This window comes from Litoribacter populi (assembly GCF_007483685.1).
GTDB lineage: Bacteria > Bacteroidota > Bacteroidia > Cytophagales > Cyclobacteriaceae > Litoribacter > Litoribacter populi.
On the sequence record NZ_VMKN01000002.1, the window covers coordinates 244,516 to 268,018 of the forward strand.

A 23,503-nucleotide genomic window follows, 5' to 3' on the forward strand; every position below is an offset into this window, starting at 1 on the left:
GTAGCCAAAAAGTAAGTCAATTAGGGTGTCAAATATTCGGGATACTCAAAGATAATTGTTTTATTGACAAAAGCTAAATATTTATTAAAATTTTTATATAAATAACAAAGTACTATTCTGACTGTTTTTACTTAAACCTTTAAACTTAAATGGGCATTTATGTCGAACAAACTGATGACGACTATCAAGGATACTTGGGAAATCCTTAAAACTGCCGTCAAATATTTAAAAGAAGACGAACCAATAGTCTATTGCGCGGCGATAGCCTTTTTTACAATTTTTTCCCTCCCCGCTATATTGATTGTAATCTTACTAGTGGGCATACTTTTCTTCGATGAGGAAACCATCAAAGATGAGATCCTTAATCAAGCGGATGAATTCATTGGCCGGGAAGCCGCAGAGCAGGTTGAAGAAGTCTTGATGAATGTCATGGAAACCCCAAGCGGATTTTGGTATATACTGATCGGGGTTCTAGTGATCATCAAGAGTGCGACGATGATATTTTTCATCGTTCAAAAAGCGCTCAACTCAATCTGGCAAGTTACTTTAAAGAAAAAAGTAAACTATCTCCGCTTTCTCAAGTATAGATCCATCACCTTATTGATGGTTATTGGCTTAGGGTTAATATTAGTGATCGGTCTAATGATGGATACAGTCATATCGATAATGGGATCAGAGCTCCAAAGTATCATTCCAGGGGACTCCCATCACACTATCACAGCCTTAAATTTGCTTTTTAACTTTATTGTTATCTTAACGTTCTTCACTACCATTCACAAAGCTCTTCCTGACGCAAAAATCCCTTGGCAGGATGCCTTGGCAGGTGGAATCATCACTTCTATTTTGTTCATGATAGGTAAGCAAGTCATTAACCTCATCTTAGCAGAAATAGAAATAGCCGATTATTACGCTGCAGCAGGTTCACTCGTAATCATCCTCCTTTGGATATTTTACAGCAGCATAATTCTATTTCTTGGTGGTGAAATTACCAAGGCTTATACCACCCATCGGGGGGTGGAAATAAAACCTAAGCCAATAGCCGTAAAATATGAAAAAAACATACGGTATGGAGATGATGATGAGGAAGACGAAAATGAGGAATAACAACAAAAAAAGGGGCGCTTAGCCCCTTAAAATATTTACTTTACTTCCTACAAATACAGAACGATTAAAATCAGATTTAAGGTCGGTCCAGCCTTTGGGCTCTGTAAAATTTAAAACTCAGAGGTGAAGTGGAATTCAATATCAGGATAATTGTCCTGCACCATTTGAAGCCATGATTTTGATTCAGCCATAAATACCAGTTTGCCTTCCTTGTCTCTAGCAATGTGACGGTTTTTCGACCTCACAAATTCATCGAGGGCTTTTTTATCCGTACTGCTTATCCAACAAGCCTTGTATAAGTTCATCGGGGAAAATTCCACCGTAGCGTTGTATTCATTTTTTAACCTGAATTGGATAACTTCAAATTGAAGCTGACCAACGGTACCAATTACCTTTCTTGATCCCATTTCAAAGGTAAACAACTGTGCCACCCCCTCTTCCATCAACTGCTTTAACCCCTTTTCCATTTGTTTGGTTTTCATGGCGTCCTTATTGATTACCTCACGGAAGATTTCGGGAGAGAAGCTTGGAATACCTTTAAAGGTCATGTTCTCCCCATCGGTAAGAGTGTCGCCGATTTTCAAGTTTCCTGTATCATAAAGACCTACAATATCACCAGGAAAAGCCTCATCAACAATTTCCTTGTCTTGTGCCATAAAGGAAGTGACATTAGAAAACCTTAAAGGCTTAGTCCCCCTCACCTGGTTATAAGGTTTGTTTCTTTCAAACTTTCCAGAGCAAATTCTTAAGAAAGCAATTCGGTTTCTGTGATTCGGATCCATGTTGGCGTGAATCTTAAACACAAACCCAGAAAAGTTTTTCTCATCAGGCACCACTTCTCTATCTTCAGTATTTCGGCTTTTTGGACCTGGAGCAATCTTAATGAAAGTATCCAACATCTCATTCACCCCAAAGTTATTCACGGCCGAACCAAAAAACACAGGTGCAACTTTACCCTCCAAATATTCCTTAGGATCAAAATCCGGGTACACACCCTCGATCAATTCTACGTCTTCACGCAGTTGCTCGGCATAGTTAGGACCGATTTTATCAACTAGCTTACTATCCTCCAAGTCTTTAATCTCCAACCGATCATCACTTAGCTGTCGCTGACTTGGGGTATATAAGTTTAATTTTTTATCATAAAGGTTATAAACCCCTTTAAAGCTTTTCCCCATCCCTATTGGCCAGGAAAGTGGACGTACTTTGATATTAAGTTTTTCCTCCACCTCATCCAACAAATCATAGGGATCTCTACCTTCCCTATCCAGCTTGTTGATAAAACAAATCACTGGGGTATTTCTCATCCTACAGACTTCCATGAGCTTTTCTGTCTGAATTTCCACACCCTTTACACAGTCTATTACCATGATCACCGAATCCACCGCCGTCAAAGTCCTATATGTATCCTCTGCAAAATCTTGGTGACCCGGGGTATCGAGAAGGTTGATCTTGATCTCCTTGTATTCAAATCCCATCACCGAGGTGGCCACCGAGATACCTCTTTGTTTCTCGATCTCCATCCAGTCAGACTTGGTCGCCGTGTCAATTTTATTTGATTTTACCGCACCGGCGGTCTTGATGGCTCCCCCAAAAAGCAGAAGCTTCTCGGTAAGAGTAGTTTTACCGGCATCAGGGTGAGCAATAATGGCGAAGGTTCTTCTTTTTTGGATCTCTTTGGTCAGGCTCATTTCTGGTAGGATTCTATTAATCAGGGGGCAAAGGTAAGCTTATTATCCTTAAATCGGAAACAATCTTAATCACCCTTAACTGTATCGGCTGCGTGTAAAATAATCCTAAAAGTCGTACCCTTCCCCAATTCGGAATTTTTAACAAAAATCTTCCCTTTATGGTAGCCTTCCATGATTCTTTTGGCCAAAGTAAGTCCCAATCCCCATCCCCTTTGGCGAGTAGTAAACCCAGGGTTAAACACCCTTTTGTACATACTTTTCTCCATGCCTTTACCTGTATCTGTGATATCTACAATAACAAATTTATCGCCATCTCTAAGCAACTGAATGGTTATCCCTCCCCTGCCTTTCATGGCATCCACAGCATTCTTACAAATATTTTCCACCACCCATTCAAACAACGGCTTGTTCACCATTGCCATCATGTTGTGGTCAGGAGCTAGAAGATTGATTTCCACCTTGCTCGATAAGCGGGGGCGGAGATAGTTTACCGTATCCTCAATAGCCTGAAATACATTTTCCGGCTGGATGACAGGCGTGCTTCCGATGTTACTAAACCTCTCCGTCACCATACGCAGTTTAATCACATCCTTGTCCATCTCCTCGATTACCTCCTTGTTTTCTTCCCAAACTGGGGAGTTTTTCAAGTATTCGATCCAGGCCATTAAAGAGGCTAGTGGAGTACCTAACTGGTGGGCTGTCTCTTTCGTCAAACCTGCCCAAACCCGATTCTGCTCAGCTATCTTTGACTGATTAAATACGGTGTAGGCCAGCAATCCAAACACGAGGATAACGGAAAGTTGAACATATGGGTAAAATTGCAATCTTCTAAGCAATTCAGAATTACGGTAGTAAATAAAAACTTCCTCAGTAGCCATTATAGGCTCATATTCGGCTTTCATTCTGAGTAGCTCCAACCTCAGCTGCTCCTGTATTTCGCTATCAGTACTTTTTGGAGGGAGTTTAATGTTTTTGTGCTCATAAGGATCTCCTAGAGCATCTGCTATTATTACAGGAATACTGGTGTTTTCTACTATAATCTCTTGGTAGATCCAAGTAAGATTATCATCCCCACTAGCAGCATACTCAATAGCACTAGCAAAGAGATCTACTTGGCGTTTTTCCCTTTCCTTCAATTCCACTACCAAAAGGTCTGTATAATATATGGAACCTATACTTATGATAATGGAGACAATAAAAATGATCCATTTCACCTTACCGCGATTTTGATAAAGGTCAATGGATTTGAGATCCTGAAATCTATTTTTCATAAAAGGGGAATACGCAACACAATGTAGAAACTGGTTTAATAACTCTGCTTACTGATAGTTATTATCTATTTCGAATAGAAATTAACAGTTTGACCTATTTTAGGTATTTTTATAACTTGTGGTAAATTAAGAAAAACCAAAATAAATCACCATATGAAAACCAACGATATTGGACTACAAGTTAAAGAAAGTAAGGTTTTGACCGAAAAGCTAAACAGCCTGCTGGCCAATTATGAGATATATTACCAAAATCTACGCAATTTCCACTGGAATGTAAGCGGACCCAACTTCTTTGAGCTGCACAACAAGTTCGAAGAACTTTATAACTCCGCCATTGGAGCAATTGATGAGACCGCTGAGCGCATTCTTACTTTAGGAGAAAGACCATTGTCTTCTTTTTCAGAATATATCCAACACGCAGAAATAAAAGAAGCCATGGAGATCACAGATCCCAAGCAGATGGTGGAAATTGTTAGGGAAAACCTCAATACTTTGTTGAAGATCGAAAGAGATGTTCTTGCCACTGCAGGTGAGAAAGAAGATGAAGGTACTGTAGCTTTAATGAGCGAATACATCACTGCCAAGGAAAAAGTGGTGTGGATGCTTTCAGCTTACCTGAAATAATAAACTATTTTTAAAAATTAAAGCAGCCGAAATAGACCGGCTGCTTTTTTTTAGGCTGTTTTCACCCATCTCCATAGGGTGCGGTAATTAACCTTGGTACCATGAACAAGGATCCCAATACGGTAAATTTTGCCCGCGAGCCAAGTAGTGAAGAGAAATCCAATAATCAACAAACCCATAGATAAGGCTAAGTCAAAAAATGGAACCCCATAACTCGCCCTTCCCATCATCGCAATCGGAGAGGTAAATGGAATAATGGAAAGCCAAAATGAAATATTGCTATTTGGATCATCCAATACGAAAATAAAAAGTCCAAAATAAGCGACCAGTAAAGGAATTGTCACAGGAAACATAAACTGCTGGGCATCTGATGGTGTATCTACCGCCGCACCGATGGCAGCAAAAAATGCCCCATATAATAGGTATCCCCCAATAAAGTAAAAGATAAAGGTCAAAACTAATTTAACAAAATTGATATCCTGAATAACCTGCATATACTGTCCCATATCTGTAGTAGAGGCCTCCATCATTTTACCTGCTTCAGGATTGGCAAGTTCTAGGGCTTGCTGTTGGGGCATTTGCATACCGAAATACCCCATCACTAAGGTGGAAATCGCCGATATCAGAATAATCCAGATGAGGAATTGTGTCAATCCCACTGCCCCTATCCCGATAATCTTGCCGGTCATCAATTGGAAGGGCCGGAGTGAACTGACCAAGATCTCGATTATTCTGCTGGATTTCTCCTCAATCACCCCCTGCATGATTTGGTTACCATAAATGAAAATGAACATGTAAATCAAAATACCGGTAATAAAACCCAAAGCATAATTGACCATGGCATTTGTCATCTTTTCCTCTCCCGCATTATCTAGGGTGATAGCCCTGATATTTACGCTGGTGCGGAGGCCTGAAATTACTTCGGGGTCGATACCGGAATTATACAGCCTTATTTCCTCAATCTTTCGCTTCAGGGCGCTTTCCAAATTCCCGATCAAAGTCATACTGGGATTCTTTTCAGAATAATAAACGATTCCCAAAGGCTTTTCCAGATCTATAGGCGGAATGTATAGCGCACCGTACCTCTCCCCGCTCTTGACCATTTCTTTAGCTTCCTCTCTGTCTCTATCAGAAAAAGAAAAAGCATATTGCCCTGAGCTTTCCAGTCTGAATTGATTGGATTCATCTATCACCTCAATTATCCTCAAGGATTCAGAATCTCTTTCGGACATGGCAATCCAAAGAAACAATCCTAATATGGTGGGAAATATAAGTGGAGTGAGCAAAGTGGCCAGCAGAAACGATTTCTTTTTCACTCTAGCCAAATACTCTCTTTTGATCACCAAAAATATCTTATTCATGATCTGTGTCTTTTGCGCGTTGTATAAAAATATCGCCTATACTCGGGATCACTTCTTCAAACCCTAATATATCCCCAAACCGAATAGCTTCTTCAATCACCTGGTTGGTAGTATGTCCGTTAAGCTGGATCAAAAATTTATCATAGCCAAAATTCCCCTCCACTCTTTGCCAGGTTGGCGGAAAGGTAGACGCTTGACTATATATTTTTAAATGATATAGGTTGGTTTTGGACTGCTGCCTAATATCCACAATGCTCCCATCCAGCACCTTTCGGCTCTTGTTGATCATCGCAATATGGTCACAAAGCAACTCGACCGACTCCATTCTATGGGTAGAAAGAATTACCGAAACCCCCTTTTGCTTTAATTCCAGAATTTCATTCTTGATAAGTTCAGCATTTACAGGGTCAAATCCTGAAAAGGGTTCATCCAATATTAGCAATTCAGGTTCGTGAATCACGGTCGCTATAAACTGAATCTTTTGGGCCATGCCTTTTGACAAATCCTCGATTCTTTTCTCCCGCCACTCCCATATTTCCAATTTGTCCATCCAGGCTCTTACTTTCTTCTTGGCTTCAGAATTACTCAGACCTTTTAATTGGGCAAAATAAAGCAACTGCTCCCCCACCTTCATTTTCTTATACAGCCCTCTTTCTTCAGGAAGGTAGCCTATAAGTTTGATGTGGTCTGCTTTGAGTTTTTCACCCTTGATCCGGATTTCGCCAGAATCGGCATCGATGATTTGGTTAATTATTCTAATTAGGGTAGTCTTACCCGCCCCATTGGGGCCCAGCAAACCAAACACCTTCCCTTTCGGAACTGCCAGAGAAACATCGTTCAATGCGGCTTTGTCGCCGTAATATTTGAATAAGGATTGAACCTCAAGAATATTGGACATGATCAATTAATCTTTCTCATATAAATTTCATTAGGATAATACCCGAAAACAAATTCCGTAACAGGACATAACCACATTTCATGGTTAATTTTCTTTCCCTGAAGTTCCTCTACGAAATAGTCGGCTCCACCTTCCTCAACAATATTTAAAAGTGATAGTTTGGCACAATTATTCAATTTATCCAGAGACACGTGTACTTTAACTTCGGCCTTCTCCCCTGCAAGCATGTCCAAAAAAGTATCGGCCCCACACACCAATTCAAGTTCCGCTTTGGAACCTTGCCAATCAGGCAAATCGACATACCATCTTCCCTCTGATTCTTTATAAAATTCCAATATGCCTACTATAAGTGGTTCTCTCATTTTCAAGGTCTCCGGTCCTCGGCCTCCGATCTCTCAAATTTATTTGAGTGCCACCGATCCTACAGAAACATCAATTTCAATAATCATCAGGTTCTTGGCATTCTCTGAAAAGCCCTTGCTGACATAGGTTTTGCTACCCACCTCGCGGAGATAGGAAGGAATGGATGTTCTACACATGGCGGTGCTTTTCACTTTCACCTTGTAAGGCAAGGATTGGTCAGGCAGTTCTATGAAGACGCTTCCAGCACCAACTGACGCTTTGAGGTGGCTAGCTTGGGGCATTTCTCCGTTAAATGACAGGTTTACTTTCCCATAGTTCACATCGAATATCATATGCTTAGCATTGGAAAAATTGAGGTTCTGAACATCTACATTTCCCATATTTATAATCACTGACATGGTGTCCATACTAATAGGATTGGGGGCTCTCCTACCATATTTGAGAGAAACGTCTGCTGTGGCAGTTTTCACCTTACAATTTGCCACGTTGATATTGGAAAGATCAAGTATTGCCTTGCCAATTCCAAAATAGAAGTCAAGGTCATACATAAAATTGGAGTTCAGCCCAACTATCCATTCATGGTCAAAATCATCATTGGTGTTGGAAAAAAGTCGAGAAGAGAGGCTTTTACCCAGGTTTTCAGACTCCACGTTAGCATGGTCAAGGGAAGCAAAAAGGATGTTGTCTTCTATGGAATGGGAAAAAGTTGGCAATATGTTGACTTTGGCTAGATTGGCCTGGATGCTCAGCGGATGACCGGAATGATCTCTCTGGATATGGGAAATACCTTTATACGAGGCAAAATCCAATTTGACTACGTTGAAACCACTCCTTTCCTCTACTACGAAATCCTTTGAAATCTGGGCATTTGATTCTGCATGAAAAGCCCAAATTGTCCAAACCAACAAACATACTTTTCTCAACATACGGATAAATTACGGAGAGCAAGTAAAAAGGTTTGTTTTAAATAGAAAAAAGCCGGACAATTGCCCGGCTTATTAGAATCTTAAAAGAATTCCTTCATTTTATCAAAGAAATTCTTCTCTGTTTTTCCTGGATCTGGAATGAAATTTTGCGATGTTCTCAGGTTTTCCAACGCCATTCTCTCCTCTTTGGTAAGTTGAGTAGGTGTCCATACGTTTACGTATATAAGTTGGTCGCCTTTTGCATAACCATTAAGATCTTTGATTCCTTTACCTTTCAGTCTCAATACTTTTCCGCTTTGAGTGCCTGGATCAAGTTTTATCTTAACCTTTCCGTCAATGGTAGGAACTTCAATCTGAGCCCCTAATGCAGCGTCAATAAAGCTTACATAGAGGTTGTACACCACATTATTCCCATCACGCTGAAGCAACTCATCTTCGATTTCCTCAATCACGATCAAAAGATCACCCGGAATACCACCTGGTGTTTCGTTACCTTTACCTGACATGCTCAATTGCATACTGTCAGCCACACCTCCCGGAATGTTAATAGGAATAATCTCTTCTTTGATCACCAAACCCTTTGCATCCGCATTGGCTGGCTTCTTATCTACGATCTGACCGTTGCCGCCACAGCTAGGGCAAGTGCTTGCTGAAACCATCTGACCCAGCATGGTATTCACCACCTTTTTGATCTGACCGGAACCTTGACAAGTGCTACAGGTTTTGAATGTCACCCCATCAGCCAGGACATGACGCTTGACCTTGATCTTTTTCTCTACACCGTTTGCTACTTCTTTTAAAGTCAGTTTAAGCTTTACCCGAAGATTAGTACCTTTCTTAGCCCTTCTTCCGCCTCGGCCACCGCCACCGCCAAAGAATGACTCAAAACCTCCACCTCCAAAAATATCCCCAAACTGAGAGAAGATGTCGTCCATGTTCATTCCGCCACCGCCGAATCCGCCGTTACCGCTGACTCCTTGGTGACCAAACTGGTCGTAGCGCTGCCTTTTGTCCTGATTACTCAAAACTTCGTAGGCTTCAGCTGCCTCTTTAAATTTTTCCTCTGCCTCTGGGTCATCCGGATTTTTGTCAGGATGATATTTGATGGCCATTTTACGATAGGCCTTCTTTATCTCATCCTGACTGGCGGTCTTGTTAACCCCTAATACTTCGTAATAATCTCTTTTAGTCATAATATTATGATCCAATTACCACCTTGGCATATCTGACAACTTTGTCACCAAGGGTATATCCTTTTTCAATTACATCAATCACTTTCCCTTTCATCTCTTCCGATGGGGCAGGTATTTGTGTGATGGCTTCCTGCTGGTCGGCATCAAAAGCATTTCCAACCACATCCTCCATTGGCTTAAGGCCTTTGGATTCCAAAATCTTCAAAAGTTTGTTATAAATAAGAAGATTGCCTTCTTTCACAGTTTCTACAGCCTCTTCTTTCTCTGAGGCTTTAATGGCTCGTTCAAAATCATCCACTACAGGAATAATGTCCTTCAAGACATCTTCAGAAGCGGTTTTGATCAAATCCAACCTTTCCTTGCTTGTTCTTCTTCTGTAATTTTCAAATTCCGAATAAAGGCGCAAATGCTTGTCCTTCAATTCTGCTAGTTCAATTTTCAATTTCTCCTCCTGGCTTAAATCCTCCTTCACTTCTGGTTGGCTCTCAGCATTTTCCTGGGCCTTGACATCTTGTGTCTCCTCAATTTGCTCCTCGGAGGTCTCTTGGGTCTTAGTCATTTCGTCCTTCTCTAAATTTTCTTTTTCAGCCATAATCTTATTGGTATTCAAAAGCTTTCTGATAAAACTCAATATGTTTGCCATTCCCTTAAAACTGACAAACTGGCATTATTCCATGATCGCTTGCCATATCAAATCTTTCAATTTGTCCAGATTGTGCTGACTGACCGATGAAATAAACAGGGATGGCACGTTTTCCGGCAGTTCTTTTTTCATCTCCTCAATCAGCTCTTCATCCAGCATATCAGCTTTGGATATTGCCAGTAATCGTTTCTTGTCCAATAACTCAGGATTGTATTTCTTCAGCTCATTAAGCAAAATATCATATTCCTTTTTGATATTGTCAGCATCAGCTGGGACCATAAACAAGAGTATCGAGTTCCTTTCTATATGACGTAGAAATCTGATCCCAAGTCCACGCCCTTCTGCAGCACCCTCAATTATCCCTGGAATGTCAGCCATCACAAAAGACTTGTCATCCCTGTAACCAACCACACCCAAGTTGGGAACCAAGGTGGTGAATGGATAGTCACCAATTTCTGGTTTTGCAGCTGAAATACTTGACAGCAAAGTGGATTTTCCTGCATTAGGAAATCCAACCAAACCAACATCAGCCAGCAGTTTAAGTTCCAAAATGATCCATTCCTCGACACCTTCTTCACCAGGCTGTGCATAGTGAGGAGCCTGGTTGGTCGCCGATTTAAAGTGGTCATTTCCAAGGCCCCCTCTCCCCCCTCGGGTCAAGACAACTTCTTGCCCATCTTCTGTGATCTCACAGCGGACTTCTTTAGTTTCGGCATCCTTGGCTAATGTCCCCAATGGGACCTCCAAGATGATATCCTTGCCATCAGCTCCTTTCCTTCTACCTCCTTCTCCACCTTTTCCGGCTTCCGCGATCACATGTTTTTTATACTTTAAGTGAAGCAGCGTCCAATGTTGGGCATTGCCTCGTAAAATAATGTGTCCACCACGGCCACCATCACCACCGTCAGGACCACCCTTGGGCACGTGCTTCTCTCTTCTAAAATGAACAGAGCCTGAACCTCCTGCTCCAGATCTGGAACAAAACTTCACATAATCTATAAAATTGGAATCCGCCACAGCTTCTTTTGATTTTGATAAAACAAAATTGGCCAAGCAATGCAGCTTAGCCAATTGGGTTACAAAGTTATGAAAATTCGTCGATTAATAAGAATCAATCACTTTGCAGATGTTTTCAAAGATCTCATTGATCTCACCTACGCCATGGATCTTAGTGAGTTTCTCTTGACCTTTATAATAGGTGGCCACCGGCAAAGTCTCATCCAGATAAACCTGAATTCTGGTTTTGATTTTCTCTTCATCCTGGTCATCTACTCGGCCTGAAGTCTTCCCTCTTTCACGGATCCTTTCTTTGAGCACTTCTTCAGGCACATCCAAAGCTATCATACCGGAGATAGACATTCCTTTTTCATCAAGTACGGTGTCCAAAGCTCGAGCCTGGGCCACCGTACGGGGAAAGCCGTCAAAGATAAAACCATTGCTATCTTGGCTGTTTTTGATCTTGTCGTCAACCATGCCGATCACGACTTCATCGGGAACCAGTCGGCCCTCATCCATATATTTTCTGGCCGTTTGGCCTAACTCGGTCCCTTGACCAAGATGCGCCCTAAAAAGATCCCCGGTGGAAAGGTGGGTCAAATTGTATTTGGCAATCAGTTTTTCACTTTGAGTACCTTTTCCTGCACCTGGAGGGCCGAATAATACTATGTTTAGCATAACAACAAAATTATGTAGCGATCAATATTTTTATTTAATAATTATTCCTTCAATTGGTAAATTTCCTTCAGATTCCTCCCAAACCCATCATAATCTAAGCCGTAGCCGACTACAAACTTGTTGGGTATCTCAAAGCCCACATAGTCTATCTCCAATGGTTCTTTCAATGCTTCTGGCTTCAGTAAAAGGGTAGCGATAGAAACTTTGCTCGGATTTCGATCAGCAATCAGCCCTAATATATACTTCATGCTTAATCCTGTATCCACGATATCCTCCACCACGATAACTTCCCTGCCTTCTAAATCAACATTTAGGCCAATCAGGTTTTTAACCTCCCCAGTTGATGAAGTAGCTTCATAAGAAGCCACTTTAATAAATTGAATTTCAACAGGGATTTCGATGGCTTTGGCTAAATCGGAAATAAACATAAATGCTCCGTTAAGTATTCCGAGCAAAATCGGTTCTTTTCCCTGAAAATCCTTATTTATTTTTGCACCCAGAGTAGCAATCCGTTGCGATAGTTCAGCTTCGGATAGGTAGGGAACAAACTGCTTATCTTTAACTTCTACCATATCTTAATTAAAAATCCCCTAGGACAGGGCGGTACAAATATATAAAAAAATGGCACCCCCTCGACATATTTCTTGCTAAACCAGCATACATTTAAAGGTGTTTCATCAAATAACGGTACATCTGCAGCATGCAGTCCAGATCATGCAGGGATACTTTTTCATCCGGCGAGTGAACGTTATCTTCAGGGGCCCCCACAAAACACCAATCCATGGGATATGGACTCATCTGAACTTCACGGCCATCACTACTCCCCATCCCCTCTACTTCGAGTTGGTGGGGGATTCCGCTTTGGGCAGCCAGTTCAAGGATCCTATCTATATAGCATTTACGAGGAATATTTCTATCTCTCAAAGAGATGGCTACCCCTTGATGATGATGAACACCTTCAGTCACCCAGGTGATGTCGGAGATTAGGGACTGACGGATCTGCCACTTCTCGTATATAAAGCGTAGTAGAAAAGGCATGCTCCCTCCATGATGCTCTTCGTAGGTGGAAAAAACCACAACACCATCCTCCAAAGTCTCACACAACTTCATCGCATTATAGACTCCAAGCCTGTTGTCCAAGTAAGCGGCTTGGATAAATTCCTCGTCCACTCGGATATTTTGCTTGAAGGAGAGATTTGTTCCTCTTTCTATAGCTCGAGGGAGATCATAAAATAACTGCCCATTATTTTTTTTTATTTTACATTGAATTGGACCTAAAGAATCTTTTCCTACCAGCTCAAACCCGTCTTCAGCCTCGGGCCCACCGACAGTAACTAATTGATTTTCATATCTAACCGTAAACCCAATAGTGTCCATATGAGCAAACACAGCAGTGCGCGGATTACCGAATTTTAGGACGATACAGTCCTGCAATTCGTCCCCAAAGTATATTTCAGGTGAAACCTTCCAGTTTTCTTTTCGTTTAGACACCCAACCCAGAATGAACTTAGAAATGGTAGATTCTTCACCCGAAACCCCCTGAATTTGGAGCAATTCCCTCAAAATTTCCATATTGGCATTATTTATGACCAAATCATTTTCAAAAACTTAGCACAAACCTACGTAAAAAACATTTCATAGAAAGTTTTACGTTCTAAATAAAAAATTTACATTTGCATACAGTTACAAGTAAACAAGTTTGGAATTAAATCAATTAAACACTTAATTTTGGAAAAAAATTTTTTATCATGAAAAAGTTATTACTATCTACATTAATGGCTGGTGCTTTAGCAGTTGGAGCTAATGCCCAGGACGACTTTAACAAGTGGTCGATCGATGTTAACGGTGGGTTCAATAAAGCTATGACGCCAATGACGCCAGGCTATTATTCTCCTATCCTTAACCTTGGACATGGTGACGTTGGCGTCAGGTACATGTTCAATGAGAAATTTGGTGCGAAACTAGATTATGGTTTCGGAAGATTCGCTGAAGCAAGCCAGGACAACAATCCTGAGTTTGAGACTAATTACTACAGATTAAACCTCCAAGGGGTGGTTAACCTGGGTAGAATGATGAACTGGGAGACTTTCTCTCGTCGATTCAATCTATTGGGTCACGCCGGTGCTGGTATCGGTAGAATTACTCCTCAGCAGAACCTACATGCTGATTTTCAGGACAACGTGTACAACTTGATGGCAGGTATCACCGGTCAAATCAGATTGAGCGACAGAATTGCCCTTAACGGTGACATCACCGCTATTGCAAACGGTCGTCAAGATGTGGCTTTCGATGGTGCTTCTGCAATCACTCCTGAGCACTTCAGCTACTACGGACCAAAAGCAACTTGGTGGACTGGTACTCTAGGTCTTTCATTCTACCTAGGTGGTAACTCTACTCACGCTGACTGGTACGTAGCTGCAGACAAGTATGCTACTAAGGAAGAATTAGCTACTCAAATCGGTGAAATCAGAGACATGTTGAAAGACTCTGATGGTGACGGTATCCCTGACTACCTTGATAAGGAGCCTAACACTCCAGCTGGCGCTAGAGTAGATGCATTCGGTAGAACTTTGGACTCTGACGGTGACGGTATCCCTGATCACTTGGATGAGTGTCCATTCGTACCTGGTCCTGCTTCTAACCAAGGATGTCCAGTTGAAGATGACGAAGACAGAGAAACTGACTTCTTCAAGCAAGCGATCAACGATGGTTATGTGAACGTATACTTCGCATTCGACAGCGCTAAGCCACTAGGATACTCTTCTTCTGCTGCTAACTATGTAGCTAACTTCATGAAGAGAAACCCAGGTGTTAGTGTTGAGTTGAAAGGTTACGCTGACGAAATCGGTCCAGAAAACTACAACCAGAGACTATCTGAAAGAAGAGCTAAGTCTGTTTACGATCTATTGATCGCTACAGGTATTGATGCTTCAAGATTGACTTACAAAGGTTATGGCGAAGACACTAGCGTAGACAAGAAGTCTGCTGATGCTCGTCAAATGGCTAGAAGAGTAAGCTTCGAAGTTCAATAAGCTATTGAAATAAGAAAATTAAACCCGATCTTTGCTGATCGGGTTTTTTTTTGTTCAAATACTTAGTACCAATGTTTATATTAAACCAGACCACCTCCATTGCCAACCAGTTTTTGGCGGATCTACGCAATGTTAACAGACAGCAGGACAGGATGCGATTTCGGCGTAACCTCGAGCGCTTGGGTGAAATCATGGCTTATGAAGTTTCCAAAAATCTCCCTTTTGTAACTCATACTATCTCAACCCCTTTGGAGGATACAGAAGCAAAAAAGCTAAAGGATAATCCTGTAATCATCTCAGTTATGAGAGCTGCCATCCCTTTCTACCAGGGAATCCTCAATTACTTTGACGAGGCTGACAGCGGTTTCATAGGAGCATACAGAAAAGAAATTGAAGGACAGAGTTTAAAAATTGACCTGGATTACATAGCCGCTCCATCCATTGAGGGTAAGGAGGTCTTGATCGTAGACCCCATGCTCGCCACTGGCGGTTCTCTCCTCACTAGTATCAATCATCTTTTGGCTAACGGCACCCCTAAAAAACTTCATATCATAGCAGCTATCGCAGCCCCGGAGGGCATTGAGCATGTAAAGCAAAATCTTGACCTCCCTCATGAGTTCTGGCTTTGCGCTCTGGATGAAAAATTGAATGAAAAATCCTACATCGTTCCAGGATTGGGCGATGCCGGGGACTTAGCCTTTGGACAAAAGCTCTAAGAATGGTTTACTTATTTTTATTGGTTGGCCTCCTAATCCTATTATTAGGAGGAAAATATCTGGTAGATGGAGCTTCGGCTATCGCCGGTAAACTTGGTCTTAGCCCAGGGCTAATCGGCCTGACAGTTGTTTCATTTGGCACCTCGGCACCTGAGCTCTTGGTAAGTGTCTCCGCCGCCCTCAAAGGCAATAGTGACATTGCATTGGGCAATGTCATCGGTTCCAATATATCCAACATTTCATTGGTGCTAGGCACCAGTGCCATAATCTTTCCCATATCACTTCCAAGGTCAGTCATCAAGTTGGATTATGTCTTCACTTTGGTGGTCAGTATTCTATTCTATCTATTAGCCATCAACGGAATCATTTCCTATTTCGAAGGGATTATTTTGGTCACTTTACTGATTTTGGTCAATTTCTACTTTTTTAAAAAAATAGAAAGAATCCCTGAAGATCCCGATGACCTAGATATGGTCAAAATCAGAGAGGCATCCATTTGGAAATCTATAGGGCTAATTTTGTTGGGAATTGCCGGCCTATACTGGGGTTCTGATCTTTTTGTGGAAAACAGCATAGTAATCGCCCAGACCTTCGGCATAAGTGATCGCGTGATCGGGGTGACCATCATTGCGATCGGCACTAGTCTTCCTGAGTTGGTCACCTCAGTAATGGCGGCTTTGAAAAAACATACAGACATAGCCTTGGGCAACATCCTTGGCAGCAATATGATGAATATCCTGGCCATCATCGGCATCACCGCCATAGTGAGCCCTATTGAGGTTTCTCAGATATTTCTGACAAATGACTTCATTTGGATGTTAGGGTTTACCATAGTATTACTACCTATTATCCTGACTAAACTTAGGATCTCCAGATGGGAAGGGGCGCTACTAGTGGGTGGATATATTTTTTATATCGCCTTACTTATATGATAGAGTATATCCTGACTTATTTGACCATTTACTTTTTCTGCTTGTTCAAATTTATCGCAGGGCCAGTTTTAGGTACTGCTGCGGGCTTCTCTATATTCGAAATGGTCACTGTTACCGTTGCAGGAATGATGAGCAGTGTGGTAGGCTTTACCTATCTTGGGCAGAGGTTAAGAGTTAGGTATCAGAGAATCTTTAATCCCCAAAGAAAACTCTTCACCAAAAATAACAGAAGAATAGTCAAGGTATGGCGAAATTTCGGTGCCATCGGGGTAGCAGCCATTACTCCTTTAATACTTACCCCGATTGGAGGAACTATAATAATGAACTCATTTGGGATAAAGAAAAAGAAAATTTTCATCTATATGTTTGCAAGCAGTATACTCTGGGCTACTTTCTTTTCATCCTGTCTAGATTTGCTTCTGCAAATTCCTGTATTGAGGCCTTACCTTACTCAGGCAGCTCTTCATCTGGGAGAATTTCAATATCTTGAATCAATACCCGCTTGGCAATTTGCTGTCCTGTAAGAGTGGCAGCTAGTCCTCCCAAAGCTGTTTCCTTGTATTTGTTTTCCATGCTCGCGCCTATTTCTCCCATTGCTTCCACACACTCATCCACCGGTATTACGGCATCCACATCTGCTAATGCAATTTGAGCAGAAGAGTTAGCGATAGCCGCTGCACTGGCATTTCTCACCACACAAGGGATTTCCACTAATCCTGCAACGGGGTCACAGACCAAGCCCAACATACATTGGATGGTAATTCCCACAGCGTTAAATACCTGCTCGATTGATCCTCCCAGACAAAAAACCATCGCACCGGCCGCCATTGCTGCAGCAGATCCGGTTTCCGCTTGACAACCTCCAACAGCACCTGCCAAACTCGCATTTTGCTCAATGATCAAAGCAATACCTGCACCCACCAATAATCCTTCGACTATTGACTCATCCGGGAGATCATGAATTTCCTGAAGGGTGTAAAGGGTCCCAGGCAGAATTCCCGACGCTCCTGCAGTAGGCGCTGCCACAACTCTGCCCATACAACTGTTGACCTCTTTAGCGGCCAAAGCCCGGGAAATTAGCTTTTGAAATTCAGGGGATAAAACTGCCAATTTATGATTATAAACTTTTTTAGCCCCATTGTTGATCATTCCTGATCTACTGGTCATTTCTTCACGAAGCCCAGTATCCACCGCTTCCCTCATCACTTGGTAAGCTTGGAGAATCCCAGCACGTATAGCATTTTCCTCCTTGTTCTTTTGCTCTACCTCATACTCAATCACGGGTTGATAAAGGGGGACATTTTTATCTTCACAATAGGCCTTCCAGCCCTTGAATGTTTCAAAAAGAAAACTCATGTTATTTTGGGTTTAGATGATCGTTACTTTTAAAACCTTACATTTCGGTAAGGAATTCCAAAGCCTGATTCTTTATACAAACTTAATTAAAATTATACTGTTTCAGCATGCCTGGCTTAAAACAAAAAACCCCGATCAATTATGACCGAGGTTTCCAGAAAATCTACTGCCTGTCGCTAGGCTAGCAACACCCAAGCTTAATCCGCGTTTCGTTCTACCTTTTTTATCGTTGTGTTAAAGCGAATAGGTTCAAAAGGTCTAACTCTATCCAAAATCAACTCCCTTTTAAAAAGGTCCTCTCTGATAGTATGGGGAATAACCTGTGTACTTGCGCCATAAGCCAATTGTGAAGGTGCAATGATTTCGAGATGAGTATTTGTTGTAAAACCTTTTACGCTTAAATCCAAAAACTTCAAGTTGTCCGGAACTCCCACACGGTAAGCAAAGCTTCCATTTTCTGCTTCTCCTTTACCGAAGTGCTCCGGATCGCTCAGTTCATAAATCTTATAATTGACAGTGACACGATCTCCGGATGCAACTACCTTACCATCCGCATCCCCCTGCTCAAACACTTTTATATAAGCCCCACTTTCATGCTTTTCAAAACCCTCTATAGAATTTTGCGCGAGATACTGCTGAATCCGCTGATCTTCTATCTCAGCCACCTCCTCTTTGGTATAGACATTGGCAAATTCAACCCGGATATCTAAATTACTATTGGGTAGGATCAATTGTTGATACTGATACTCTCCATAGGCCAAATGGGATGGAGCATACACATTCAAAATCTCACCCTCACTTGCCAATCCGGCCACAAAGTTGAGAACTCTAGGGACCATTCCGGCTTCACCATGCAAGAAAATAAGTGGGTCTCCATCCTCAGGTGAATGTGAATCCACGATTTTGCCATCTAAGGTTTTGATTCTATAATAGATACCTACAATTGAATTATTGGTAATCTGTGGGGCACCATCATTTTCCAATTCTTTAGTATAATAATAGCCCACTTGCGTTTTGGTGGCCTCAATATTATTTGACTCCATATAAGCTTTCAACAAAGCCTCATCCCTTTCCCAAATCTTATCCACTTCATTTTCCATTGGACTAAGACAGGAGCTCATCCCCAAGCCGACTACCGCAGCGGTCACTGTTTTCAAAATAGCATTCATATAGTTATTGTTAATTTATTTTCTGAATTGGAAATTCATCCTCAAGTTGATACCCCCGATGGAAAACTGCTGATCGATAAAGGTCATGTTTCCAAGTGGCATTTTGTAGAAAGGTTCTATTGACAGGAAGGTCCCGTTGGTCAGGTTATGCTCATAGCCGAAGGACAAGTTAAGCATGCGGCCCAAATCCACTCCTCCTTCTCCCCCGTCCGGTGTCAGCTCATTCGAAATTACTGCATCTACCGCATTGGTCTGGGGACCGAATCCAAAACTTGGCTGAGAATAGCTCTCTACCGTGGTCTGGTTGAGATAAACCATGCTCGAAAGGCCACTAATCACATATAGACCCGCTTGTGGCCTGTCCAATACTTTATATTTCAAATTGATAGGTATATCCAGATTGGCAATAGTCAGCTCATAACTCCTCGTAGCCGGAACCGAAGCACTTGCCGAAGATAGCGTCATGGCGCTCGAAACACCTTGAGGCCCCATGGCATTCCTGGTATAAGCTGCACTTACTTCCATCAATTGCTGATTTTGCTGAGGCACCATACTTTGCCGGGCATACGTTACTCCCACATCCACTTTTAGCCGTTTACTTAAAGGAATCTCAGACATCACCCCAGCACCCAGGTTAAGCCCCATGCTGGTATTGGAGTTTGACTGGGGGGCTACCAGCACGCCAAGCCTCATTTGATTCGTATTTTTCTTTTTCTCCAATTCCGCGGCATCGGCCATAGACCAATCCTGCAATTTTCTTTTTGCCTCCTGTTCGGTCATCAGGTTATCAGCCTGCTTGTCTTCTTTATCTGCTATTACAACAATAGTGGTTGCCAAATTATTCTGTAAGTCAGGATTTGCCCTTTCTACAACCTCACCCATTGCCAATGATTTATCAGGCATTTCGAAGCTTCCAAGTTGTGGAAGGTTACCCGTCTCAAGAGGCATAAATGGTTCCGCTTCAATTGGTGTGAAAGTTTCCGCTTCTGCCACCAGTGGAGCTATTGGATTGTTATTCACCTTTGGTTCAACCTTTCGAGGAGAAGGTTTATGTTGTGTTTCAGCAGGAACGGTCTCCAGCTCTTGCTGCTGAGCATCTTCCTCTACATCGCTCTTTTGAGTTGGTTTTGGCTCATTCGCTTTAGGGCTTACATTTTCTGCCACTATAGCCGGCTGATCATTTACTCCCATTTCAGGCAAAAGGAAAACACCCAACACCATACATGCGGCAGCCAAACCTGCTACTAACCATGGCCAGAACAAAACTTTTTTTGTTTTTGGCTTATCGAAAAAGGCATCAGAAAACTTCTCCCATTCCTTGGGATCCGCCTCCTCGTGATAATCATCGAAGGAGGCTTTTATTTTCGCCGCCAGTCGTTTATCGAACTGCTCCTTCATCCCTTATTTCATTTAATGCTATAAATTTTTCTCTCAATTTCTGCTTGGCTCTAGCCAGATAGGTTCTGGAGGAACTGCTAGGAAAACCCAGCTCTTCTCCAATTTCCTTATGCGAAAAGCCTTCAATCTCATACATATTGAATACGATTCTCAGTATTTCCGGCAATTCGCGAAGCATCCCCAATATTTCCTCCTTGGTCAGATCATCCACAGCATCCGAATCATAAGATTCCGCGGCAGCCTTATCAATTTCCAGCACAGCGTAATGCTTTTGGTTCTTGCGGTAATTGTCAATGGATGTATTGATGATTATCCTGCGAAACCAGCCCTTGAAGCTGCTTCCTGTGGAATATTGGTCCAGTTTGTTGAAAGCTTTGAGGTAACTGTCGTTAACTACCTCGCAGGCTTCATCACGGGTATTGGTATATCGAAGGGCAACGCTCATGGCATAGCCATAGAAATGCCTGTAAAGCTTTTCTATCGCTGCTGCATTTCCGCTTTTTGCTTCCTTGATTAAATGTTGCTCCAAACTGCCGTAATTTTCCAACTTCTACTAAGACGAGGTACTCTGGGAGAGTGCTACAATATTATCAAAAAAAGAAAGGATTGATTCACAATCCTTTCTTTTTTCTTGAGAGATTCTTAGTCAGTATCTAAATTGGCCGCTTGATTCGATCTCCGGCCTCCCGTCCTCCGTCTTCGGTCTTCGGTCTTCGGTCTTAAAAATTAAAAACCACATTTTGCTTGATGGCTGGGTCAATGCTCAATGCCACAGGGCAAGTCTTGGCGGCATTTTTCAGCTTCTGCAAAAGCTTGGAATCTTCTGGCGCATTTTTCCAGTGAAATTCAACATGGATTTCAGATATTTTTCTCGGATCAGACTGCATGACCTTGGTAGTTTCCCATTCCAAACCGTCAAGATCATTCCCGTCGCGACGAGCCACAATTCCCATTATGGTAACCATACAGTTCGCCAATGCGGCGGCTACGAGGTCGGTAGGTGAAAAAGCCTGTCCCTGGCCGTTGTTGTCAAGTGGGGCATCGGTCAGAATGGAGATTCCGGATTGCAGGTGCTCGGAGGTAGTGCGTAAATTTCCTAAATAGGAGCTTTTTATAGTCGGCATAAACAGTTACTTTTAATTTAAAGTTTATAACTTGAGCGACAAAATTAGCGTTAAATTCCATAGAAATATATGGCAAAATCAGCAAAATATCTTTTTCTTTTCCTGCTCTTGGGTATCAGCCATTTTTCCTTTGCCCAGCGAGAGGATGCCGGAGACTACGATTATGACCGGGAAGTTCTCTTTGGTGTCAACAAAAACACTAATGGAGGCCTGATAGGTGGGGTAAATATCAAAATCGGAACCCGTTTGACTGATGACCTATTTCAGTTTTATGGTTTGGAATTGGTAAATGTGAAAAATCCCAAAGAAGTGCGGGAGAATACCCCCTATGGGAACAGCTATATTTTTGGAAAATCCAATTACCTCTATTCAATTAGACCCCATTATGGGCGGGAACTTATACTGTTTAAAAAAGCTCCCCAACAAGGCGTCCAAATTTCCATTCTCTCGGCGATAGGCCCATCTATTGGAGTGATTGCGCCGTATTATGTGGAATATTTTGCCAGTAGAACAGAAACAGTCAGGGGTCAATATGATCCTGAATTAGTGAGAAGCAGGTTTGATATTACAGGCCCAGGCCGGATTTTCGAAGGCATCGGAGAGTCTGAGCTCGCCATTGGGGGACATGCCAAGGCGGCCCTTTCCTTTGAGTTTGGGGTTTTCAAAAGCAATGTAACCGGAATGGAACTAGGATACCTGTTTGAGGGTTTTCATAAAACACCGGAAATCATGCCTACAGTAGAAAATAGGCAGTTTTTCCACTCAGTTTACTTCACCCTTTTCTATGGGTTTAGGAAATAGGCAAGGATGTTGGGTTTTGCGCCCATTATCCTTAATTTTGCGATAAGCTAAGACAATATAGATGATCGAATTACCAGTAATATCCGAGGAGGAAACCAGAAGAAAAAAGCCAAATTGGCTTAGGGTAAAGCTTCCTGTAGGAAAAGAATACGCCAACGTCAGAAAATTAGTAGACCAGCACAAGCTTCACACTATCTGTGAAAGTGGTAACTGTCCCAACATGGGCGAATGCTGGGGTGCCGGTACGGCTACTTTTATGATCCTTGGCAATGTATGTACCCGATCTTGCTCATTCTGCGCCGTGGCCACTGGCCGACCGCCGGAATATGACACCGACGAACCGAGAAGAGTGGCCGAGGCCATCAAGCTGATGCAGGTCAAACATGCAGTAATCACATCGGTAAACCGGGATGAATTGAAAGACCGAGGTGCTGAAATCTGGTATCAGACAGTAATAGAAACGAAAAAACTTTCTCCGGAAACAACCATTGAAACCTTGATTCCGGATGTGAAATCCAACTGGGACGCACTATTCCGAATGATCGAAGGCGGTCAAGAAGTGGTTTCCCACAATGTGGAGACAGTAGAAAGCCTATATAGAAGGGTAAGACCTCAGGCCAAATATGCCAGGTCTTTGGAACAGATCAAGCGCACAAAAGCTCATGGTATGCGTACCAAAACGGGCATTATGCTTGGACTGGGTGAGAAGCAAGAAGAAGTTTATAAGGCGATGGACGATCTGGTTGCCCATGATTGTGATATCCTAACATTGGGGCAGTACCTTCAGCCGACCAAGATGCATATCGAGGTAGCCGAGTTTATCCATCCGGATTTGTTTGACCATTATAGAGAAGAAGGGTTAAAAAGAGGATTAAAATATGTAGAATCTGGGCCATTGGTAAGATCTTCTTACCATGCAGAAAGACATGTTAACGTCTAAGGTGAATTAAGCTTCACGAAGAAAACAGAATCCACACCTAATGCAGGTGTGGATTTCTTTTTAATCTAAACCAAACTTTACCATCCCCCCTCCTTAACGAAGCCCTCCCCTATTCTTCACAAACCCCTGAGATAATTCACCTCCTAATTAGTCAATCTTCAATTCCAAATAAAATTTTGCCCACTTACTGACAAATCAACATTTAATCGGGACTTGATCAGTAATTGATCAGCGACCAATCAAAATTTTATTTGCTTTAGGACCATTTTAACCCGGTTTAACCAAAT

At 42.1% G+C, this 23,503-nt stretch carries 25 protein-coding genes; 8 read left to right on the forward strand and 17 right to left on the reverse strand.

Going from position 1 to position 23,503, the window contains the following annotated elements:
• The first annotated feature begins 159 nt into the window (after positions 1-159).
• Positions 160-1,104, forward strand: a complete 945-nt coding sequence (locus tag FPL27_RS16885; protein ID WP_143962405.1) for a YihY/virulence factor BrkB family protein — start codon at positions 160-162, stop codon at positions 1,102-1,104.
• A 110-nt stretch (positions 1,105-1,214) separates the two neighbouring features.
• On the opposite strand, the gene FPL27_RS16890 is transcribed toward FPL27_RS16885, so the two are convergent.
• Positions 1,215-2,795 carry a peptide chain release factor 3 gene (locus FPL27_RS16890; RefSeq protein WP_143962406.1) on the reverse strand — a complete coding sequence of 527 codons (1,581 nt, stop codon included), beginning with the start codon at positions 2,793-2,795 and terminating at the stop codon, positions 1,215-1,217.
• A gap of 65 nt (positions 2,796-2,860) precedes the next feature.
• The gene (locus FPL27_RS16895) at positions 2,861-4,066 is read right to left on the reverse strand and encodes a sensor histidine kinase (RefSeq protein WP_143962407.1); all 1,206 of its coding nucleotides are present in this window, start codon (positions 4,064-4,066) and stop codon (positions 2,861-2,863) included.
• Positions 4,067-4,219: 153 nt separating this feature from the next.
• On the opposite strand from FPL27_RS16895, the gene FPL27_RS16900 reads away from it, so the two are divergent.
• Entirely contained in the window at positions 4,220-4,690 is a 471-nt protein-coding gene (locus tag FPL27_RS16900; protein WP_143962408.1) for a Dps family protein, read from the forward strand.
• 50 nt (positions 4,691-4,740) lie between these two features.
• Here the strand turns inward: FPL27_RS16900 and FPL27_RS16905 are convergent, their stop codons facing one another.
• From FPL27_RS16905 to FPL27_RS16950, 10 genes are all read right to left on the reverse strand, one after another.
• The gene (locus FPL27_RS16905) at positions 4,741-6,051 is read right to left on the reverse strand and encodes an ABC transporter permease (RefSeq protein ID WP_143962409.1); all 1,311 of its coding nucleotides are present in this window, start codon (positions 6,049-6,051) and stop codon (positions 4,741-4,743) included.
• Positions 6,044-6,949, reverse strand: coding sequence for an ABC transporter ATP-binding protein (locus tag FPL27_RS16910; protein WP_143962410.1), 906 nt, complete (start codon positions 6,947-6,949; stop codon positions 6,044-6,046). Before FPL27_RS16910 ends, FPL27_RS16905 begins: the two co-directional genes overlap by 8 nt.
• A 2-nt stretch (positions 6,950-6,951) precedes the next feature.
• Positions 6,952-7,311 carry a DUF6717 family protein gene (locus tag FPL27_RS16915; RefSeq protein ID WP_143962411.1) on the reverse strand — a complete coding sequence of 120 codons (360 nt, stop codon included), beginning with the start codon at positions 7,309-7,311 and terminating at the stop codon, positions 6,952-6,954.
• Positions 7,312-7,350: 39 nt separating this feature from the next.
• Positions 7,351-8,238 carry a DUF4097 family beta strand repeat-containing protein gene (locus FPL27_RS16920; RefSeq protein WP_143962412.1) on the reverse strand — a complete coding sequence of 296 codons (888 nt, stop codon included), beginning with the start codon at positions 8,236-8,238 and terminating at the stop codon, positions 7,351-7,353.
• Positions 8,239-8,318: 80 nt separating this feature from the next.
• On the reverse strand, positions 8,319-9,431 hold the full coding sequence (gene dnaJ / locus FPL27_RS16925) for a molecular chaperone DnaJ (protein WP_143962413.1): 1,113 nt from the start codon (positions 9,429-9,431) through the stop codon (positions 8,319-8,321).
• A gap of 4 nt (positions 9,432-9,435) precedes the next feature.
• Entirely contained in the window at positions 9,436-10,023 is a 588-nt protein-coding gene (locus FPL27_RS16930) for a nucleotide exchange factor GrpE (RefSeq protein ID WP_143962414.1), read from the reverse strand.
• A 75-nt stretch (positions 10,024-10,098) separates the two neighbouring features.
• A complete protein-coding gene (gene obgE / locus FPL27_RS16935) occupies positions 10,099-11,091 on the reverse strand; it encodes a GTPase ObgE (protein WP_143962764.1) in 993 nt (330 codons plus the stop codon).
• Between the two features lie 84 nt (positions 11,092-11,175).
• The gene (locus tag FPL27_RS16940) at positions 11,176-11,748 is read right to left on the reverse strand and encodes an adenylate kinase (protein WP_143962415.1); all 573 of its coding nucleotides are present in this window, start codon (positions 11,746-11,748) and stop codon (positions 11,176-11,178) included.
• A 41-nt stretch (positions 11,749-11,789) separates the two neighbouring features.
• Positions 11,790-12,320, reverse strand: coding sequence for a hypoxanthine phosphoribosyltransferase (gene hpt, locus FPL27_RS16945; protein ID WP_143962416.1), 531 nt, complete (start codon positions 12,318-12,320; stop codon positions 11,790-11,792).
• Positions 12,321-12,411: 91 nt separating this feature from the next.
• On the reverse strand, positions 12,412-13,320 hold the full coding sequence (locus tag FPL27_RS16950; protein WP_143962417.1) for a M20/M25/M40 family metallo-hydrolase: 909 nt from the start codon (positions 13,318-13,320) through the stop codon (positions 12,412-12,414).
• A gap of 176 nt (positions 13,321-13,496) precedes the next feature.
• On the opposite strand from FPL27_RS16950, the gene FPL27_RS16955 reads away from it, so the two are divergent.
• The 4 genes from FPL27_RS16955 to FPL27_RS16970 all read left to right on the forward strand — a co-directional run bounded on the left by FPL27_RS16955 (position 13,497) and on the right by FPL27_RS16970 (position 16,952).
• Positions 13,497-14,780, forward strand: coding sequence for an OmpA family protein (locus FPL27_RS16955; protein ID WP_143962418.1), 1,284 nt, complete (start codon positions 13,497-13,499; stop codon positions 14,778-14,780).
• A gap of 71 nt (positions 14,781-14,851) precedes the next feature.
• Positions 14,852-15,496, forward strand: coding sequence for a uracil phosphoribosyltransferase (upp, locus tag FPL27_RS16960; RefSeq protein WP_143962419.1), 645 nt, complete (start codon positions 14,852-14,854; stop codon positions 15,494-15,496).
• Positions 15,497-15,498: 2 nt separating this feature from the next.
• Entirely contained in the window at positions 15,499-16,428 is a 930-nt protein-coding gene (locus FPL27_RS16965; RefSeq protein ID WP_143962420.1) for a calcium/sodium antiporter, read from the forward strand.
• Positions 16,425-16,952: a hypothetical protein gene (locus FPL27_RS16970; protein ID WP_185974408.1), complete on the forward strand. Its 528-nt coding sequence runs from the start codon at positions 16,425-16,427 to the stop codon at positions 16,950-16,952. The genes FPL27_RS16965 and FPL27_RS16970 overlap by 4 nt, the downstream gene beginning before the upstream one ends.
• On the opposite strand, the gene sdaAA is transcribed toward FPL27_RS16970, so the two are convergent.
• From sdaAA to FPL27_RS16995, 5 genes are all read right to left on the reverse strand, one after another.
• Positions 16,876-17,784 (reverse strand): L-serine ammonia-lyase, iron-sulfur-dependent, subunit alpha, encoded by a 909-nt coding sequence (sdaAA, locus tag FPL27_RS16975; RefSeq protein WP_143962421.1) that lies wholly within the window; start codon positions 17,782-17,784, stop codon positions 16,876-16,878. The genes FPL27_RS16970 and sdaAA overlap by 77 nt on opposite strands.
• 197 nt (positions 17,785-17,981) lie before the next feature.
• The gene (locus tag FPL27_RS16980) at positions 17,982-18,953 is read right to left on the reverse strand and encodes an FKBP-type peptidyl-prolyl cis-trans isomerase (protein ID WP_143962422.1); all 972 of its coding nucleotides are present in this window, start codon (positions 18,951-18,953) and stop codon (positions 17,982-17,984) included.
• Positions 18,954-18,968: 15 nt separating this feature from the next.
• Positions 18,969-20,351, reverse strand: coding sequence for an outer membrane beta-barrel protein (locus FPL27_RS16985; RefSeq protein ID WP_143962423.1), 1,383 nt, complete (start codon positions 20,349-20,351; stop codon positions 18,969-18,971).
• On the reverse strand, positions 20,332-20,880 hold the full coding sequence (locus FPL27_RS16990) for an RNA polymerase sigma factor (protein WP_143962424.1): 549 nt from the start codon (positions 20,878-20,880) through the stop codon (positions 20,332-20,334). The genes FPL27_RS16985 and FPL27_RS16990 overlap by 20 nt, the downstream gene beginning before the upstream one ends.
• A 190-nt stretch (positions 20,881-21,070) precedes the next feature.
• Positions 21,071-21,475 (reverse strand): OsmC family protein, encoded by a 405-nt coding sequence (locus tag FPL27_RS16995; protein ID WP_143962425.1) that lies wholly within the window; start codon positions 21,473-21,475, stop codon positions 21,071-21,073.
• Between the two features lie 69 nt (positions 21,476-21,544).
• Here FPL27_RS16995 and FPL27_RS17000 point away from each other — a divergent pair, with 69 nt between their 5' ends.
• Together FPL27_RS17000 and lipA are read left to right on the forward strand one after the other, a co-directional pair.
• Positions 21,545-22,276 (forward strand): hypothetical protein, encoded by a 732-nt coding sequence (locus FPL27_RS17000; RefSeq protein ID WP_143962426.1) that lies wholly within the window; start codon positions 21,545-21,547, stop codon positions 22,274-22,276.
• Between the two features lie 61 nt (positions 22,277-22,337).
• Complete coding sequence (lipA, locus tag FPL27_RS17005) at positions 22,338-23,216, forward strand: lipoyl synthase (RefSeq protein ID WP_143962427.1); 879 nt, start codon at positions 22,338-22,340, stop codon at positions 23,214-23,216.
• The last annotated feature ends 287 nt before the right edge of the window (positions 23,217-23,503 follow it).